Source organism: Citrobacter sp. FP75 (assembly GCF_018342065.1).
Classification (GTDB): domain Bacteria; phylum Pseudomonadota; class Gammaproteobacteria; order Enterobacterales; family Enterobacteriaceae; genus Citrobacter.
Map to the genome: position 1 here is coordinate 50,842 of NZ_JAFDOE010000002.1, position 15,626 is coordinate 66,467.

General features: G+C 53.6%; 14 protein-coding genes. 11 read left to right on the top strand and 3 right to left on the bottom strand.

The window, feature by feature from the left end; translation table 11 throughout:
- The first annotated feature begins 58 nt into the window (after positions 1 to 58).
- From nanA to nanQ, 4 genes are all read left to right on the top strand, one after another.
- Positions 59 to 952, top strand: coding sequence for an N-acetylneuraminate lyase (gene nanA, locus JQ822_RS07880; protein WP_213133022.1), 894 nt, complete (start codon positions 59 to 61; stop codon positions 950 to 952).
- Between the two features lie 110 nt (positions 953 to 1,062).
- Entirely contained in the window at positions 1,063 to 2,553 is a 1,491-nt protein-coding gene (gene nanT / locus JQ822_RS07885; RefSeq protein ID WP_213133023.1) for a sialic acid transporter NanT, read from the top strand.
- 106 nt (positions 2,554 to 2,659) lie between these two features.
- Positions 2,660 to 3,535: an N-acetylmannosamine kinase gene (nanK, locus tag JQ822_RS07890; RefSeq protein ID WP_213133024.1), complete on the top strand. Its 876-nt coding sequence runs from the start codon at positions 2,660 to 2,662 to the stop codon at positions 3,533 to 3,535.
- Positions 3,532 to 3,999, top strand: coding sequence for an N-acetylneuraminate anomerase (gene nanQ, locus JQ822_RS07895; protein WP_213133025.1), 468 nt, complete (start codon positions 3,532 to 3,534; stop codon positions 3,997 to 3,999). Before nanK ends, nanQ begins: the two co-directional genes overlap by 4 nt.
- Before the next feature lie 51 nt (positions 4,000 to 4,050).
- On the opposite strand, the gene JQ822_RS07900 is transcribed toward nanQ, so the two are convergent.
- Positions 4,051 to 5,331, bottom strand: coding sequence for a cytosine deaminase (locus JQ822_RS07900; protein ID WP_213133026.1), 1,281 nt, complete (start codon positions 5,329 to 5,331; stop codon positions 4,051 to 4,053).
- Positions 5,321 to 6,571, bottom strand: coding sequence for a cytosine permease (gene codB / locus JQ822_RS07905; RefSeq protein ID WP_213133027.1), 1,251 nt, complete (start codon positions 6,569 to 6,571; stop codon positions 5,321 to 5,323). The genes JQ822_RS07900 and codB overlap by 11 nt, the downstream gene beginning before the upstream one ends.
- 1,078 nt (positions 6,572 to 7,649) lie before the next feature.
- Between codB and stfA the strand changes: the two genes are divergently transcribed.
- The 7 genes from stfA to JQ822_RS07940 all read left to right on the top strand — a co-directional run bounded on the left by stfA (position 7,650) and on the right by JQ822_RS07940 (position 14,160).
- The gene (gene stfA, locus JQ822_RS07910; protein WP_213133028.1) at positions 7,650 to 8,207 is read left to right on the top strand and encodes a fimbrial major subunit StfA; all 558 of its coding nucleotides are present in this window, start codon (positions 7,650 to 7,652) and stop codon (positions 8,205 to 8,207) included.
- 137 nt (positions 8,208 to 8,344) lie between these two features.
- Entirely contained in the window at positions 8,345 to 11,014 is a 2,670-nt protein-coding gene (locus tag JQ822_RS07915; protein WP_213133029.1) for an outer membrane usher protein, read from the top strand.
- A 14-nt stretch (positions 11,015 to 11,028) separates the two neighbouring features.
- Complete coding sequence (locus JQ822_RS07920; protein WP_213133030.1) at positions 11,029 to 11,799, top strand: fimbria/pilus periplasmic chaperone; 771 nt, start codon at positions 11,029 to 11,031, stop codon at positions 11,797 to 11,799.
- A gap of 10 nt (positions 11,800 to 11,809) precedes the next feature.
- Positions 11,810 to 12,319, top strand: coding sequence for a fimbrial protein (locus JQ822_RS07925; RefSeq protein ID WP_244848820.1), 510 nt, complete (start codon positions 11,810 to 11,812; stop codon positions 12,317 to 12,319).
- Positions 12,316 to 12,792, top strand: coding sequence for a fimbrial protein (locus tag JQ822_RS07930; RefSeq protein ID WP_213133031.1), 477 nt, complete (start codon positions 12,316 to 12,318; stop codon positions 12,790 to 12,792). The genes JQ822_RS07925 and JQ822_RS07930 overlap by 4 nt, the downstream gene beginning before the upstream one ends.
- A complete protein-coding gene (locus tag JQ822_RS07935) occupies positions 12,789 to 13,304 on the top strand; it encodes a fimbrial protein (protein ID WP_213133032.1) in 516 nt (171 codons plus the stop codon). Before JQ822_RS07930 ends, JQ822_RS07935 begins: the two co-directional genes overlap by 4 nt.
- A gap of 1 nt (position 13,305) precedes the next feature.
- Positions 13,306 to 14,160, top strand: a complete 855-nt coding sequence (locus tag JQ822_RS07940; protein ID WP_213133033.1) for a StfH/YfcO family fimbrial adhesin — start codon at positions 13,306 to 13,308, stop codon at positions 14,158 to 14,160.
- A gap of 46 nt (positions 14,161 to 14,206) precedes the next feature.
- On the opposite strand, the gene gltD is transcribed toward JQ822_RS07940, so the two are convergent.
- Positions 14,207 to 15,625 carry a glutamate synthase subunit GltD gene (gltD, locus tag JQ822_RS07945; protein WP_213133034.1) on the bottom strand — a complete coding sequence of 473 codons (1,419 nt, stop codon included), beginning with the start codon at positions 15,623 to 15,625 and terminating at the stop codon, positions 14,207 to 14,209.
- Position 15,626 lies beyond the last annotated feature (1 nt).

The window sequence follows — 15,626 nt, forward strand, 5'->3', positions numbered from 1 at the left end:
GGTATAACAGGTATAAAGGTATGCAGTCAGATAACACTAATCATCGACAGAGGTAGTTATGGCAAGAGATTTAAAAGGCGTAATGCCAGCGTTGTTAACCCCATTCGACAACCAACAGCGACTGGACATCGAGAGTCTGCGTCGTCTGGTGCGTTTCAACATTGGGCAGGGCGTTGATGGGCTGTACGTCGGTGGCTCAACGGGTGAAGCGTTTGTCCAGAACCGGGCTGAAAGAGAGCAGGTGCTGGAAATTGTGGCGGAAGAAGCGAAGGGCAAAGTCACGCTCATCGCGCATGTGGGCACGGTAAGCACCGAAGAAAGCCAACAGCTGGCGGGTGCTGCCCACCGCTACGGCTTTGATGCCGTCTCCGCCGTCACGCCGTTTTACTATCCGTTCAGCTTTGAAGAGCACTGCGATCACTACCGTGCAATTATTGATTCCGCTGAGGGTTTGCCGATGGTGGTCTATAACATTCCGGCGCTGAGCGGCGTAAAACTGACGCTGGATCAGATCAACACGCTGGTGACGCTGCCGGGCGTTGGCGCACTGAAGCAGACCTCTGGCGATCTCTATCAGATGGAGCAGATCCGTCGCGCCCATCCGGATTTAGTGCTGTACAACGGTTATGACGAAATTTTCGCGTCTGGCCTGCTGGCGGGTGCAGACGGCGGCATCGGCAGTACCTACAACATCATGGGCTGGCGTTATCAGGGAATTGTGAAAGCGCTCAAAGAAGGCGACATCGGGACTGCACAAAAGCTGCAAACCGAGTGCAATAAGGTTATCGATCTGCTGATTAAAGTTGGCGTGTTCCGTGGGCTGAAAACGGTTCTGCACTATATGGACGTGGTTTCCGTCCCGCTGTGCCGTAAGCCGTTTGCACCTGTCGACGAAAAATATCTGCCAGAACTGAAAGCACTGGCTAACCAACTGCTGGCGGAAAAGGCGTAACCGCGGATAGCCGGGGACGCTTCGCTTGCCCGGCCTACATCTGTAGACCGTAGGCCGGATAAAGCACAACCGCTTTCCGGCACAACAATGAAAATCGTCGGGAGAGTAAAATGAGTACTTCTACCCAGAGCATTCCGTGGTACCGCCATCTCACTCGGGCACAATGGCGTGCGTTCTCCGCCGCCTGGCTGGGATATTTGCTGGATGGTTTTGATTTTGTGTTAATTGCCCTTGTGCTGACGGAAGTACAAGGTGAATTCGGACTGACGACGGTGCAGGCTGCCAGCCTGATTTCAGCCGCTTTTATTTCTCGCTGGTTTGGTGGGCTGATGCTGGGGGCGATGGGCGATCGCTACGGGCGTCGTCTGGCGATGGTCACCAGCATTATTTTGTTCTCTGTCGGGACGCTGGCCTGCGGTTTTGCGCCGGGCTACACCACCATGTTTATCGCTCGCCTGGTTATCGGTATGGGAATGGCAGGTGAATACGGCTCCAGCGCCACCTATGTCATTGAAAGCTGGCCTAAGCAACTACGTAACAAAGCCAGCGGCTTTCTGATTTCGGGCTTCTCTGTGGGCGCAGTGATCGCCGCTCAGGTCTATAGCCTGGTCGTGCCGGTATGGGGATGGCGAGCGTTGTTTTTCATCGGCATTGTGCCGATTATCTTCGCCCTCTGGCTGCGAAAAAATATTCCGGAAGCCGAAGACTGGAAAGAAAAACACGAAGGCAAAGCGCCGGTGCGCACGATGGTGGATATTCTCTATCGGGGCGAACATCGGGTTATCAATATTCTGATGACGCTCGCTGCCGCAACTGCGCTGTGGTTCTGTTTTGCTGGCAACTTGCAAAACGCGGCTATCGTGGCGCTCCTCGGGCTGGCCTGCGCGTTTATCTTCATTAGTTTTATGGTGCAAAGCAGCGGTAAACGTTGGCCGACGGGCGTGATGCTGATGGTGGTCGTTCTGTTCGCCTTCCTTTACTCGTGGCCGATTCAGGCGCTGTTGCCAACCTATCTGAAAACTGAACTGGCCTACGATCCGCACACGGTTGCAAATGTCCTGTTCTTTAGCGGCTTTGGTGCGGCGGTAGGCTGCTGCGTCGGTGGTTTTCTGGGTGACTGGCTGGGCACGCGCAAAGCCTATGTCTGCAGCCTGTTGGCCTCGCAGCTGCTGATTATTCCGGTGTTTGCGATTGGCGGCTCAAACGTTTGGGTGCTGGGTTTACTGCTGTTTTTCCAGCAAATGCTCGGGCAGGGGATCTCGGGGATCTTACCGAAACTGATCGGCGGCTATTTCGATACCGACCAGCGTGCGGCGGGCCTGGGCTTCACCTACAACGTGGGTGCTCTGGGTGGGGCGCTGGCGCCGATCATTGGGGCACTCATTGCGCAGCGTCTGGATCTGGGTACGGCGCTGGGATCGCTGTCGTTTAGCCTGACTTTTGTGGTGATCCTGCTGATTGGTCTTGATATGCCGTCCCGCGTACAGCGCTGGCTGCGTCCGGAAGCGCTGCGCACCCATGATGCTATCGATGGTAAACCGTTTAGCGGGGCCGTGCCGTTTGGTGGCGATAAAAACGCGCTGGTGAAATCAAAAAGTTAATCCTGTTGCCCGGTATTAAACCGGGCAATTACCGTAAGGGAAGAACGATGTTGTTACTTGAGCAACGGGATAAAAAGATTATTACTGCAATGCAGAAGGCTGTGTCATGACCACGTTGGCGATTGATATTGGCGGCACCAAATTGGCCGCTGCACTGGTAGATAGCGATTTGCATGTTCGTGACCGCTGTGAGCTGTCCACGCCCGCCAGCAAAACGCCGGATGTGCTGCGAGCCGCGTTACAGGCGCTCATTGAGCCACTGCAAGCGCAGGCAGACCACGTCGCGATTGCCTCCACCGGTATTATCCGCGAGGGTACACTGCTGGCGATTAATCCACTTAATCTTGGCGGGCTCATGCACTTCCCGCTGGTACAAACCTTAAAAGAGCTGACCGGTTTGCCGACCATGGCGGTTAATGATGCGCAGGCGGCGGCCTGGGCGGAATACCACGCGATGACGGATGAGATAAGCGATATGGTGTTTATCACCGTGTCGACAGGTGTCGGCGGCGGCGTGGTCAGCAACGGCAAGTTACTCACCGGGCCAGGCGGTCTGGCTGGGCACTTAGGGCATACGCTGGCGGATCCAAATGGACCGGTCTGCGGCTGCGGTCGTACCGGGTGTGTGGAGGCTATCGCGTCCGGTCGCGGGATTGCTGCCGCCGCACAGGGCGAGCTTGTTGGCTGCGATGCCAAAACGCTGTTTACGCGTGCGGCTCAGGGGCACGAGCAGGCTATGCGGCTGATTACACATTCAGCACAGGTGCTGGCGCGACTGATAGCCGATGTCAAAGCAACGACCGACTGCCAGCGCGTGGTGATGGGTGGCAGCGTCGGGCTGGCGGAAGGTTATCTGGCTCTGGTTCGCATGTTTCTGGCGCAGGAACCCTCGGTGTATCACGTCCAACTGAGCGCGGCACATTACCGGCATGATGCCGGATTACTGGGCGCGGCGCTGTTAGCACAAGGAGAGTTATCATGATTATGGGCGAGCTACAGTCGCTATCTTCCGCGGGATTACCGCCCGTTTTGCTCGATGCGCTAACCCTTGCGCTGGCGACAGATATTCAGAATAAAGCGCCGGGTCGCTATGAACTGCAAGGCGACGATCTGTTTATGAACGTGATGCAGTTCGCCACGCAACCGCCGCAGGAGAAAAAAGCGGAGTTGCATCAGCAGTATATTGATATTCAGGTACTGATAGCAGGTGAAGAACGCATTCTGTTCGGCATGAGCGATTCTGCTCGTCAGTGTGAAGAGATGCATGTTGAGGATGATTATCAGCTGTGCAGTCAAATTGCCGATGAGCAGGCTATCGTACTGAAGCCGGGGAGATTCGCGATTTTTATGCCGGGCGAGCCGCATAAACCAGGTTGTGTGGTAGAGGACCCGCTGGAAATCAAAAAAGCGGTGATTAAGGTGCGCGCCAGCTTATTACACGGCTGACAGACCGTGTCGGATGGCAAGGTAAGCGCCATCCGACACAGGTTTTACCTTTTATCGCTTAAACGTCACCGCTTCCGGCTGCGCCAGATGCAGCGTGGTCTGGCTTGGCACCGTCTCGGCAATGACCCGTCCGTGACGAATGGAATAACGGGCAGGCGTCTGGCGACGAACCGCGTCAAACCCATTTTCTGCCGCTAAAATCACCAGGTTCCCGGCGTTCCCCACGCTCAGACCGTAATCCTGCAGGTGCAGGGTTTTCGCGCTGTGGGTGGTGACCAGGTTCAGGCCATCATTAATCTGCCCGTATCCCATCAACTGGCACACGTGTAATCCCATATGCAGCACTTGCAACATATTGGCGGTGCCCAGCGGATACCACGGATCGAATACGTCATCATGGCCAAAGCAGACGTTGATCTCCGCTTCCAGCATCTCTTTGACGCGCGTTACGCCGCGACGTTTAGGATACGTATCAAAGCGGCCTTGCAGATGAATATTCACCAGTGGATTGGCGACGAAGTTAATACCGGACATTTTCAACAGGCGGAAAAGGCGGGAAGCATACGCGCCGTTATAGGAGTGCATTGCCGTAGTATGGCTGGCTGTCACGCGTTCTCCCATCCCGTCGCGGTGCGCCAGCGCCGCGACGGTTTCAACAAAGCGTGATTGCTCATCATCAATTTCGTCGCAGTGCACGTCGATAAGTCTGTTGTATTTTTGTGCCAGGGCGAAAATTTTGTGCAGCGACTCAACGCCATATTCACGCGTAAATTCAAAGTGGGGGATCGCGCCAATGACGTCGGCACCCAAACGCACGGCTTCTTCTAATAGCGCCTCACCGTTGGGATAAGAAAGAATGCCCTCTTGCGGGAAGGCGACAATTTGCAGCTCTACCCACGGCGCGACTTCTTGCTTCACCTCCAGCATGGCTTTCAGCGCCGTTAGCGTCGGATCGGAAACATCAACATGCGTACGGACATACTGGATGCCGTTGGCCATCTGCCACTTCAGTGTCTGCATGGCGCGAGATTTTACGTCTTCGTGCGTGAGCATTGCCTTACGTTCGGCCCAGCGCTCGATACCCTCGAATAACGTACCAGACTGATTCCAGCTCGGCTCCCCCGCGGTTTGCGTGGTGTCCAGATGGATATGTGGCTCAACGAACGGTGGGATAGCCAGGCCACCTTCGGCATCAAGCACTTCACCTTGCGGTAACGTTGCTGCGTCCTGAGGCTCAATCCGGCTGAAGCGCCCGTTTTCAATCGTGAGTTGCCATAATCCTTCGCGCCCTTGCAAACGCGCCTGACGAAGGGTGATGTTATTATTCTGCATGGCTGATCTCCGGAGATTTAGCAAAGCTGCGATTGAAAAGTGGATTCAGCAGGATATAGCTGAATACGCCGCCGAGTACGGCGTTGACGGGCACAATACCGGGAATATAGTGACCGGCGGCAATACCCAGCGCGACGGATAGGATAGCTATCCAGTTGACCGACATAAAGCGTGCTTTGCTGAAATCGGTATAGCGGCGATGATTCAACAGATAATCAGCGATGATCACCCCGCCAATGGGGGGAATTGCTGCCGACAGAAAGGTCAGCCAGCCAACAAAGTTATTGTAAAGCCACAGCGCGCACAGTGTACCGATAATACCGTTAGCTACTGACAGCGTGCGACTGGAAAGGCCGGTGATATTGGCAAATCCCAAACCTGAGGCGTACAGCGCATTGTCGTTGGTGGTCCAGATGTTCAGGCCAAGCACCACAATCGCGGGCAGCAGCAGTCCCTGGGCAATCATCACGTCAGAGATATCGGCCTGTCCGACAGCGGCGGCACCCGCCGCGCCGAAGATAAACATCAGCGAGTTGCCAAGGAAAAACGCCACCATGGCAATCAGTACCGCGCCTTTGGCGTTGCGACCAAAGCGAACGAAGTCGGCGGTTAACGTTCCTGCACTGATAAACGAGCCGACCACCAGCGCCAGGGCGGTAGAGAAATTCAGCGGCGTCTGCGGCACTATCGCTTTTAAATGGTCTAACCCGCCGACATCGCTCACCGCCAGCCAGACGGAGTAGCTGCCAAGAACGACGATGGCGGGTACGGCGATGATAGATAAAACGGTCAGTGCCGAGATGCCAAAAAAGATGGTCAGGGTCATCAACAGACCGGAAACTGCAATCAGGATATTGACGTCAATTCCCGTCGCTTTGCCCACCGGGATAGCAAACATGGCCACACCCACGCCAAACCAGCCTACCTGCGTACCGCCCAGGAGCAGTGAGGGAAGCCATGAACCTTTCACACCAAATGAGTAACGCGCCAGAAGGTGGGTTGAGAGCCCCGTTTTTGCGCCGATGAAACCGAGAAATGCAGTGTATATACCGAGGAGAAGATTACCGAAGAGAACTGCCAGGAAGAAATCATTGTAGGAAAGACCGGTACCGAGCGTGCCTCCGGTCCACATACTGGCGGAAAAAAAGGTGAGCCCCAACATGACAAACGTTAGTGGAATCACGCCTTTCCGCGCCGCCAGAGGGACGGGGCCCTGGCTATAATTGTTGTCCTGCGACATAACGCCTCCATGAGTTTTGCCCAAAAAATCCGCCGCATAATATACAGTTTTAGGCATAAGGCAAACGTTTACGTATGATTTTTTGTTCTTTTTAATTCATTTGAATGATGTTTTTAGTGGTTTCACAAAAAAGGTGTTCATGTGAAGTAACTTACACGAGCCTGGCTGTGTGGTGAGTGTGCCTGGATAGAGTGAAAAGGTCGTGGTTCAGATATGCGCGAATCTGTTAAATACCTAACTTCGCGGAGATGGCATCAGTGCCTTATCGGCTCTCCCGTATGATCGTCTTACTTTTTTGGTGTTTTATCCTGAATTATAAAGAATTGCATTGCTTATTTGTCTTCGGTTTTATTTTGATAGGGTAATATTACCTGAGGTAAAAGACCCAGTGTATATATTAGGTTTTACCGATATTATTGTTTTGATTTATTTATTGTTTGTATAATTTCTTGCTTTAAATTATCGACATGAATAAAAGCTTGTTTTTTATTCTTTGTTATTTGTTTTGCTGATGATGTGATTATATAAATAGGCAAAAATGTTATATAACACGTGCGGTTAGAGAGAGTTAACGTTTTTAGTTAAAGACAATCTCCTTTTTAGGTAATGAATGCTATTACACTCCAACGTAATTAATATAGTAGGTGGGTTTTATGTGGTCTTTAAATATACATTTAGATAAGTTCATTATATTTGTTATTTGTATATTTCTCTGGTTTTTAATCCGCTTGTGCTATTTTATGATATCTTTCTATGTATTATGCTGATGACTGTTCCGTCATTTGTCTTTAAAATGCTCTATAAAATAAGTCCATCTAATGTTATTAGAGATGCTTAAAGCATATGTAAGTTAAAAATGATTTACATAGTAACATTAGAAGGAAATACTGCAGCCCGCCAAAATAATATTATCGAGCCGATAATAGTGATGTTATTTTTGGAATTCAAGGGCAATACCCTGAATTAATATTTAATCATCAATTATTAATGGCGAATTTTATCTTCTGGCAATAGTGGGTTTATTTCGTGCTGATGTTCGAAATTACGCCACAACATATAATGTTTTTAAGGATGAAAAATGAAAACTGTAGTTAAAACAGCGGTTTCTGCTGCGCTGGTCATGGGCTTTGCTTCTTTTGCTAATGCTGGAACCAACACCGGTACCGTGACTTTCACCGGTACTATTGAAGATTCCCCGTGTTCAATCGTTGTGGGTGACGAGCATCAGACCGTTAACCTGGGCCACATCGGTACCGGTTCTCTGCTCGGCGGTAAGAGTTCTTCTATGGTTGATTTCAACATCAACCTGGAAAACTGCGCCTTTACCACTGAGAAGAATATGTCTACCGTATTCTCCGCTACTGGCAATGAATCCACCAATAATGCCGGCAACATTGCGCTGATTAGCACTAAAGGCGAAATGGCAGGCTCCAGCATCGTGATTGGCGATGATAAAGGCAGCCGTATTGCACTAGGCGCTGAATCTACACAGGCAATGACCCTGGACGGCAGTGGCGTGGCGCTGGCTAACCAGACGCTGAACTTCAAAGCCTGGGTTCAGGGCGATTCCGCTGCATCTACTATCGATACCGGTGAATTCAGCAGCGTTGTAAATTTCGCAATTAGCTATCTGTAATCACAGTACGCCCCCGGCATGATGCCACCGGGGCGTTATTTATTTAATCCGGCATTCGCAAGAACGCTTTCCTGTCGCCGGATTATTTTCTCTTACAGCGGTACGACGTAATTCCCTTATCAAGGATGGTTTGTTTAATGCGTAAATATCCTTCTTTTCGTCTGAATACCCTGACCGTTATTTTTGGGATGGTGTTATCCGGCGGTATTGAAAATAGTTTTGCAGAACAGGCGATCCAATTTAATACGCAATTCCTGGATGTTAAAGACGGGGCAAAAGTTGACCTTGGCCGTTTCTCCCGTAAAGGTTATGTCATGCCCGGGAATTATACGCTGCAGGTGATGGTCAACCAGACGATCATTAGCCAGGAAAGCGTCATTACCTATGCGGCATCCGAAAACGTTCCGGATGAAAGCCTTCCCTGCCTGACGCCGGAACTGGTGTCATTATTTGGCCTGAAACCTGAAGTTTTTGAACATTTGCGTTGGATGCAGTCGGGATCCTGCCTCGAGCCAAATCAGCTGGAGGGGATGGCGTTACAAACCGATTTAGGAAAATCGACGCTCACTGTCGTTATTCCACAAGCGTGGCTTGAATATACGGATAAAGAGTGGGACCCGCCGTCCCGCTGGGATGAAGGGATCCCCGGGCTGTTATTTGACTACAGCGTGAACAGCCAGTGGCAACATCCGGAGCATGACTCTGACGATCGGTACGATGTCAGCGGCAACGGTACGCTGGGGGCGAATATTGGGCCATGGCGGTTACGCGCCGACTGGCAGGCCAGTTATCGTCATGAAGAGGCGGACGATAGTGATGATGACGACAGTTTTTCATCGCCGCAGACTCAGCGCAGCTGGGACTGGAGCCGCTACTATGCCTATCGTGCGATTCCCTCGCTGGGGGCGCAAATGAAGATTGGCGAAGATGCGCTGGTTTCCGATATTTTTGACAGCTTTAATTATGTTGGTGGCAGCCTTATCACCGACGATCAAATGCTGCCGCCTAATTTGCGGGGCTATGCGCCGGATATATCCGGTGTTGCGCGCACCAATGCGAAAGTCACGGTGACTCAGCAGGGGCGAGTGATCTATGAATCTCAGGTGCCAGCCGGTCCGTTTCGCATTCAGGACATTAACGAAACCGTGTCCGGCGATCTGCATGTGCGCATTGAAGAGCAGAACGGCCAGGTTCAGGAATATGATGTCAGTACGGCCTCGCTCCCTTACTTAACCCGTCCGGGCCAGTTGCGCTACAAAGTCGCCATTGGTCGTCCCCAGGACTGGGATCACCGTGTTGAAGGGTCGCTCTTTTCTACGGCTGAGCTCTCGTGGGGTATCACCAATGGCTGGTCGTTGTACGGCGGCGGGATTGGCGAACAGGATTACCAGGCGCTGGCGCTCGGCATCGGACACGATATGGCGGTATTGGGCGCACTCTCATTTGATATTACCCACTCCCGGGCCCGCGTACCGGACGGCAGCGACTACGGCGACGGCACTCTTCAGGGCAACTCGTTTCGCGCCAGCTATGCAAAAGATTTCGATGACCTGGACAGCCGTCTGACCTTCGCAGGCTACCGCTTCTCGGAACAGAACTACATGACTATGGATGAATATCTGGATGCGAACAGCAGTGATGGCGATCGTATCCGTGCAGGTCATGACAAAGAAATGTATACCCTGACGTATAGCCAGACTTTCAGCGACCTCAATGTGAATGCCTACGTCAACTTTACCCATCGTACCTACTGGAACCGCCCCAGTCAGGACAGCTATAACCTGACGCTATCTCATTTCTTTTCCGTGGGGGAAATACGGAACCTCAGCGTATCCATTAATGGCTACCGCAATGAATATGATGATGAGGCGGACGATGGGGTTTTTGTCTCGCTGACCGTGCCGTGGGGCTCCGACCGGACCTTAAGCTATAACGGTTCTTATAGCGGTGACAACAATACCAATCAGGTGGGCTACTACGAGCGGCTGGACGATAACAACAACTACCAGATTAACGCCGGGAAAGGCAACAACGGCGCCACGCTGGATGGTTACTACCGGCACCAGGCCAGCTTCACCGACGTGGATGCCAGCCTGAACTATCAGGAAGGTGAGTACACGTCCGGCGGGCTGTCGCTGCGCGGCGGCGCGACGCTGACCGCCAGAGGCGGGGCGCTGCACCGTACCGGCGTTACGGGCGGCACGCGACTGCTGGTTGATGTGGATCAGCAGGCGGATGTGCCGGTCGGCGGCTACGGCACGCCGGTGTATACCAACATCTTTGGTAAAGCGGTGCTGACCGACGTCAACGACTATTACCGTAACCAGGTGAAAATCGACGTCACAAAACTGCCGGAAAATGCTGAAGCCATTAATTCCGTTGCTCAGGCGACGCTGACGGAAGGGGCCATCGGCTATCGTCATCTGGAAGTGGTCAGCGGTGAAAAAGCGATGGCGGTTATCCGGTTGCGCAATGGCGAATACCCGCCATTTGGCGCCGAGGTGAAAAATGAGCACCAGCAGCAGGTCGGGATTGTGGACAGCGACGGCAGTGTCTACCTGATCGGTGTCAACGCTGGCGAACGGATGCAGGTGAGTTGGGATGGACTGCAACAGTGTGAAGTGATGCTACCTGCACCTCTGCCGGATGATTTGTACAGCGGTTTGTTGCTGCCGTGTCAGGGTGCCGGGGCTCTGCCTGTACCAGAACCCGCGCCGGAGATTCGACCAATGTTACAGCAGCAGAGCCGGTTACAGCCCTCGTCGGCACCTGAGGCGATCTCTGCTCGCTCCCAATTAACTGATTAAAAATGGATGTCTCTATGAATGGAAATCTTCACTACCGGCTGTTGTCTGCATTGTTGACTGGCGGGTTTGCGCTGTCGACACTGAACGTTCAGGCGGCAGTGGCCCCCGACCGTACCCGCCTGGTATTTAAAGGCGATGATAAATCGATCAGTGTCGACTTAAAGAACTCCAGCGATAAATTACCCTATCTTGCCCAGTCGTGGGTTGAAGATGGTAAGGGCAACAAAATCACCTCGCCGCTGATGGCTATTCCGCCCGTTCAGCGAATCGAAACGCAGGCGACCGGGCAGGTTAAAATTCAGGGCATGCCGGCATTAAGCGCCCTGCCACAGGATAAAGAAACGCTCTTTTACTACAACGTGCGCGAGATCCCGCCAAAAAGCGATAAACCCAATACGCTGCAGATTGCCCTGCAGACGCGCATCAAGCTGTTTTACCGCCCGGCGGCCATAGCGAAAGTGGACGCCCAGCACCCCTGGCAATATAAGGTCACGCTGGCCCGCCAGGGCGACGGCTGGCAGGTGAATAACCCGACGCCTTACTACGTGATTATCAGCGACGCCGCGAGCAAGGCGAACGGCAAAACCGCGACCGGATTCGCGCCGCTGGTGATCGCACCGGGCAGCAGCCAGAGCATGGCGGTGAAGGCGGGCGACCTCGGCTCCTCGCCGGTGCTGACCTATGTGGACGACTACGGCGCGCGCCTGCCGATGGTGTTCAACTGCAGTAGCAGCCCGTGTGCGGTGAATGAAGAGCAGACCCGGAAAGCGCAAACTCGTCAGTAAGGGGAAAGAGATGACGCGACTCACGATAATTCGCTCAGCCACTTTGCTGCTGATGGTCAGCGCAGCGGCTTCGCTGTGGGCGGCAAACAAAACGGTGAACCTGAAACTGATGATCGCCATTAACGCCCCACCGCCCTGCACGGTAAACGCCCCTACGGTAGAGTTCGGCACGATGATGACGACGCAGGTGGATGGCAGTAGCAATGTGCAACTGGTGGCCTACAACCTGATCTGTTCCGGTGGCGGCAGTGATTATGATTATCTGAAGATGCAGGTTCAGGGACCCTCGATGATGGTAAACGGTGAATCGGTCTTAAAAACGGATGTGGATGGGTTAGGCATTCGCCTGCAAACGCAGGCGGATAAAACGCTGCTGCCCGTCGGGACTTCTGACTGGTGGAACTTTCAGGCCGACAAAACGGATCCGGTGTTAGAGGCTGTGCTGGTGAAGCCCGCAGGAACAACGCTTACGGCAGGAGAGTTCAATGCGGCGGCAACCTTAGTGGTGGATTACCAATGAATAAATTCGCGATTGCGCTGTTACTCTGCGCCAGCGGTGCCGCACAGGCAGCAGATAACCTGAAATTTCACGGCACGCTGGTGGCGGGGCCGAAATGCACCATCGATAACGGCAACACCATCGACGTGAATTTTAATAACGTGCTGATCGAGAAGATCAACGGCAGCAATTACAGCCAGCCGGTGCCCTACACCATTACCTGTGACTCTACTTATCGCGACGATTCGATGGCCATGACGCTGACGCTGAGCGGCACCGCTGTGGCGTTTAATAACGCAGCGATTGCGACCAGCGTGGATGGGCTGGGTATTGAACTGCGGCAGAACAATACGCCGTTTAAGGTGGGCAGCACGCTCACGATTAACGAAGCCTCCCGGCCGACGCTGACGGCGGTGCCGGTGAAGAAAAGTGGGGCGACGCTGAAGGAAGGCGGATTTGAGGCATGGGCGACGCTTCAGGTGGATTACCAATGAGGACAGGATGGGTGCTGGCGTGCGTGGGGTTACTGGCGTTTTCCGGGGCGCAGGCGAGCGGGGATAACCTGCGTTTTCACGGTAGCCTGGTGGCCAGCGCCTGCACGGTGGTGGCCAACGGCGGCACGCTGGCGGAGGTGACCTTTCCGGCGCTCAGTGCAGGCGATTTACTGCTGGCGCCTTCCGCGCCGCAGCCCTTTACCCTGCAACTGAACGACTGCGACAGCGCGCTCAGCAACGGCGTGCGGGTGACCTTTACCGGCACGGAGGCCGCCGGGCTGAAGGGCTCTCTGGCGCTGGATGCCAGTTCGGCGGCGGGCGGCGTGGCGATCGGCATCCGGACGCTGGCCGGCAACGCGGTGGCGATGAATAACACCACCGGGACGACCTTCACGCTGGCGTCGGGAAATAACCAGCTGACGCTAAATGCGGTGGTGCAGGCGATCCCTCCGGCAGGCATCACCAGCGGGGCATTTTCCGCTTCGGCAACGGTCAATTTTGAGTATCTTTGATATGAACAACAAAATATTACTGGCGATCTTGCTGCTGTTTTTAGGCTTCAGCTCAAGCGGTATGGCGCAGGTGCAAAACAAACAAAAAGTAGGCAATACCTTTCAGGCTGTAGGTATTTATTATGGTGCCGGGAAGATGGGGGCGACTACCGTCGACATTAATATTATGGTAGCGACACCGAGAGGCGTATATTACGGTGTCTACAGTATGCCGCAGAAGAAAAATCAAAACGCGACACTCAAATCGTGGAGCGGTCCAGGTACTGCTCCTGTATTAACGCTTAAAAGTTTCACGAACGTTGATTACTCTCTTTGCCCTGGAATAGACCGTAGCATGTATAGTTGTCGAAAAAATGTCTTCGATATTACGGTATCACAGGATAATGACGGCTGCCCGTGGCTAACAAGTACCTATGCATACAGTTATCCCACCACACCATCTCCATATATTGACAATTATCGGGGGCCGACAGTTCGTGATTCCAGATGTACAGTCCCCGTTGATACTTATGATGTCTCCTGGTCCCCCGATGCCGTTCAACATGATAAACTGCTGAAAATAACGCCAAGTGGCGGAACTATGGAGACCACGCTGCATACCTATCTGATGGAAAGCGGTATGCTGTGCGACGGCAGTAAGTTTGACGAACGGGGCGCGGGGTGCCGTTTTGTTGCCACCGGGACAACGCTAACGGTGCTGGGATGCGACAATAATATTGTCACCACCACCGCCGTTGTGCATCCGATTATTGACGTCGAGTTGCATGATATCAAGGTGTCCGTAAACACGAAGAATATCGGCTCCGGAATGATCAAGGCGACCTGTAACTTCCAGTATATTATTGAGCAGCTTTAGCGCTGCACATCAGGCGGAGGCGTTTATCCTCCGCCTGATGTTGTGATTACACTCCCAGCCAGTTCATGATGCCATCCGCCGCTTTACGCCCTTCGGCAATCGCAGTCACCACCAGATCGGAACCTCGCACGATGTCGCCACCGGCGAAGATTTTCGGGTTGCTGGTCTGGAAGGCGATGTCACTGCGTTCCGGAGCGATAATCCGGCCCTGAGAATCCAGTTCGACGCTGTGTTTTGCCAGCCACTCCATGTTGTGCGGGCGGAAACCAAACGCCATGACCACCGCATCAGCCGGAACAACGTGCTCGGAACCGGCGACGATCTCCGCACGGCGACGCCCCTTCGCATCCGGTTCACCCATTTCGGTACGCGCCATTTTCACGCCGCATACTTTACCGTTGGCATTCACTTCCACGCCTAACGGCTGGACGTTGAACTGGAATTCCACGCCTTCTTCACGCGCGTTTTTCACTTCGCGTCGGGAGCCGGGCATGTTTTCTTCATCACGACGATAAGCACAGGTTACATGTGTGGCTCCCTGACGAACAGAGGTCCGCACGCAGTCCATCGCCGTGTCGCCACCGCCCAGCACCACTACGCGTTTACCTTCCATACTGACGAACGGTTCGTCAGTGGTCTCGCCAAAACCCATCAGCTGTTTCGTATTGGCGATCAGGAACGGCAGCGCATCGAATACGCCATCGGCATCTTCGTTTTCCAGTCCGCCGCGCATCGATTGATAGGTGCCGACGCCGAGGAACACGGCGTCGTAATCTTTCAGCAGCTCGTCGAGCTGTACGTCGCGGCCCACTTCCACATTCAGTTTGAACTCAATACCCATGCCGGTGAAGATTTCACGGCGACGGGTCATCACCTCTTTCTCCAGCTTGAAGGCCGGGATACCGAAGGTCAGCAGACCGCCGATTTCCGGATGACGGTCAAAGACCACCGCTTTCACGCCGTTTCGGGTAAGTACATCAGCACAGGCCAGTCCTGCCGGACCCGCGCCGATAATCGCCACACGTTTGTCTGTCTGACGAACGCCGGTCATATCCGGACGCCAGCCCATCTCGAACGCTTTATCATTGATATAGCGCTCGATGTTACCGATGGTCACCGCGCCGAACTCGTCGTTCAGGGTACAGGATCCTTCACACAGACGATCCTGCGGGCAGACGCGCCCGCAAACTTCCGGCAGGGTGTTAGTCTGGTGTGACAGCTCGGCCGCTTCAAAAATACGCCCCTCGTTGGCCAGCTTCAGCCAGTTCGGGATGTAGTTATGCACCGGGCACTTCCACTCGCAGTACGGGTTGCCGCACGACAGGCAGCGATCCGCCTGCGCTTTGGCCTGACCTTCGGAAAACGGCTCATAGATCTCGATAAATTCGATCTTACGGATCTTCAGCGGCTTCTTCGGCGGATCAACGCGCTGCAGGTCGATAAATTGGTATACGTTCTGACTCATA

Excerpts from the sequence above, each read along its gene's own strand:
- JQ822_RS07930 (WP_213133031.1), top strand. The coding sequence starts at position 12,316 with ATGAATAAATTCGCGATTGCGCTGTTACTCTGCGCCAGCGGTGCCGCA.
- nanA (WP_213133022.1), top strand. The coding sequence starts at position 59 with ATGGCAAGAGATTTAAAAGGCGTAATGCCAGCGTTGTTAACCCCATTC.
- JQ822_RS07925 (WP_244848820.1), top strand. The coding sequence starts at position 11,810 with ATGACGCGACTCACGATAATTCGCTCAGCCACTTTGCTGCTGATGGTC.
- nanK (WP_213133024.1), top strand. The coding sequence starts at position 2,660 with ATGACCACGTTGGCGATTGATATTGGCGGCACCAAATTGGCCGCTGCA.
- stfA (WP_213133028.1), top strand. The coding sequence starts at position 7,650 with ATGAAAACTGTAGTTAAAACAGCGGTTTCTGCTGCGCTGGTCATGGGC.
- codB (WP_213133027.1), bottom strand. The coding sequence starts at position 6,571 with ATGTCGCAGGACAACAATTATAGCCAGGGCCCCGTCCCTCTGGCGGCG.
- JQ822_RS07920 (WP_213133030.1), top strand. The coding sequence starts at position 11,029 with ATGAATGGAAATCTTCACTACCGGCTGTTGTCTGCATTGTTGACTGGC.
- nanT (WP_213133023.1), top strand. The coding sequence starts at position 1,063 with ATGAGTACTTCTACCCAGAGCATTCCGTGGTACCGCCATCTCACTCGG.
- nanQ (WP_213133025.1), top strand. The coding sequence starts at position 3,532 with ATGATTATGGGCGAGCTACAGTCGCTATCTTCCGCGGGATTACCGCCC.
- gltD (WP_213133034.1), bottom strand. The coding sequence starts at position 15,625 with ATGAGTCAGAACGTATACCAATTTATCGACCTGCAGCGCGTTGATCCG.
- JQ822_RS07935 (WP_213133032.1), top strand. The coding sequence starts at position 12,789 with ATGAGGACAGGATGGGTGCTGGCGTGCGTGGGGTTACTGGCGTTTTCC.
- JQ822_RS07900 (WP_213133026.1), bottom strand. The coding sequence starts at position 5,331 with ATGCAGAATAATAACATCACCCTTCGTCAGGCGCGTTTGCAAGGGCGC.
- JQ822_RS07915 (WP_213133029.1), top strand. The coding sequence starts at position 8,345 with ATGCGTAAATATCCTTCTTTTCGTCTGAATACCCTGACCGTTATTTTT.
- JQ822_RS07940 (WP_213133033.1), top strand. The coding sequence starts at position 13,306 with ATGAACAACAAAATATTACTGGCGATCTTGCTGCTGTTTTTAGGCTTC.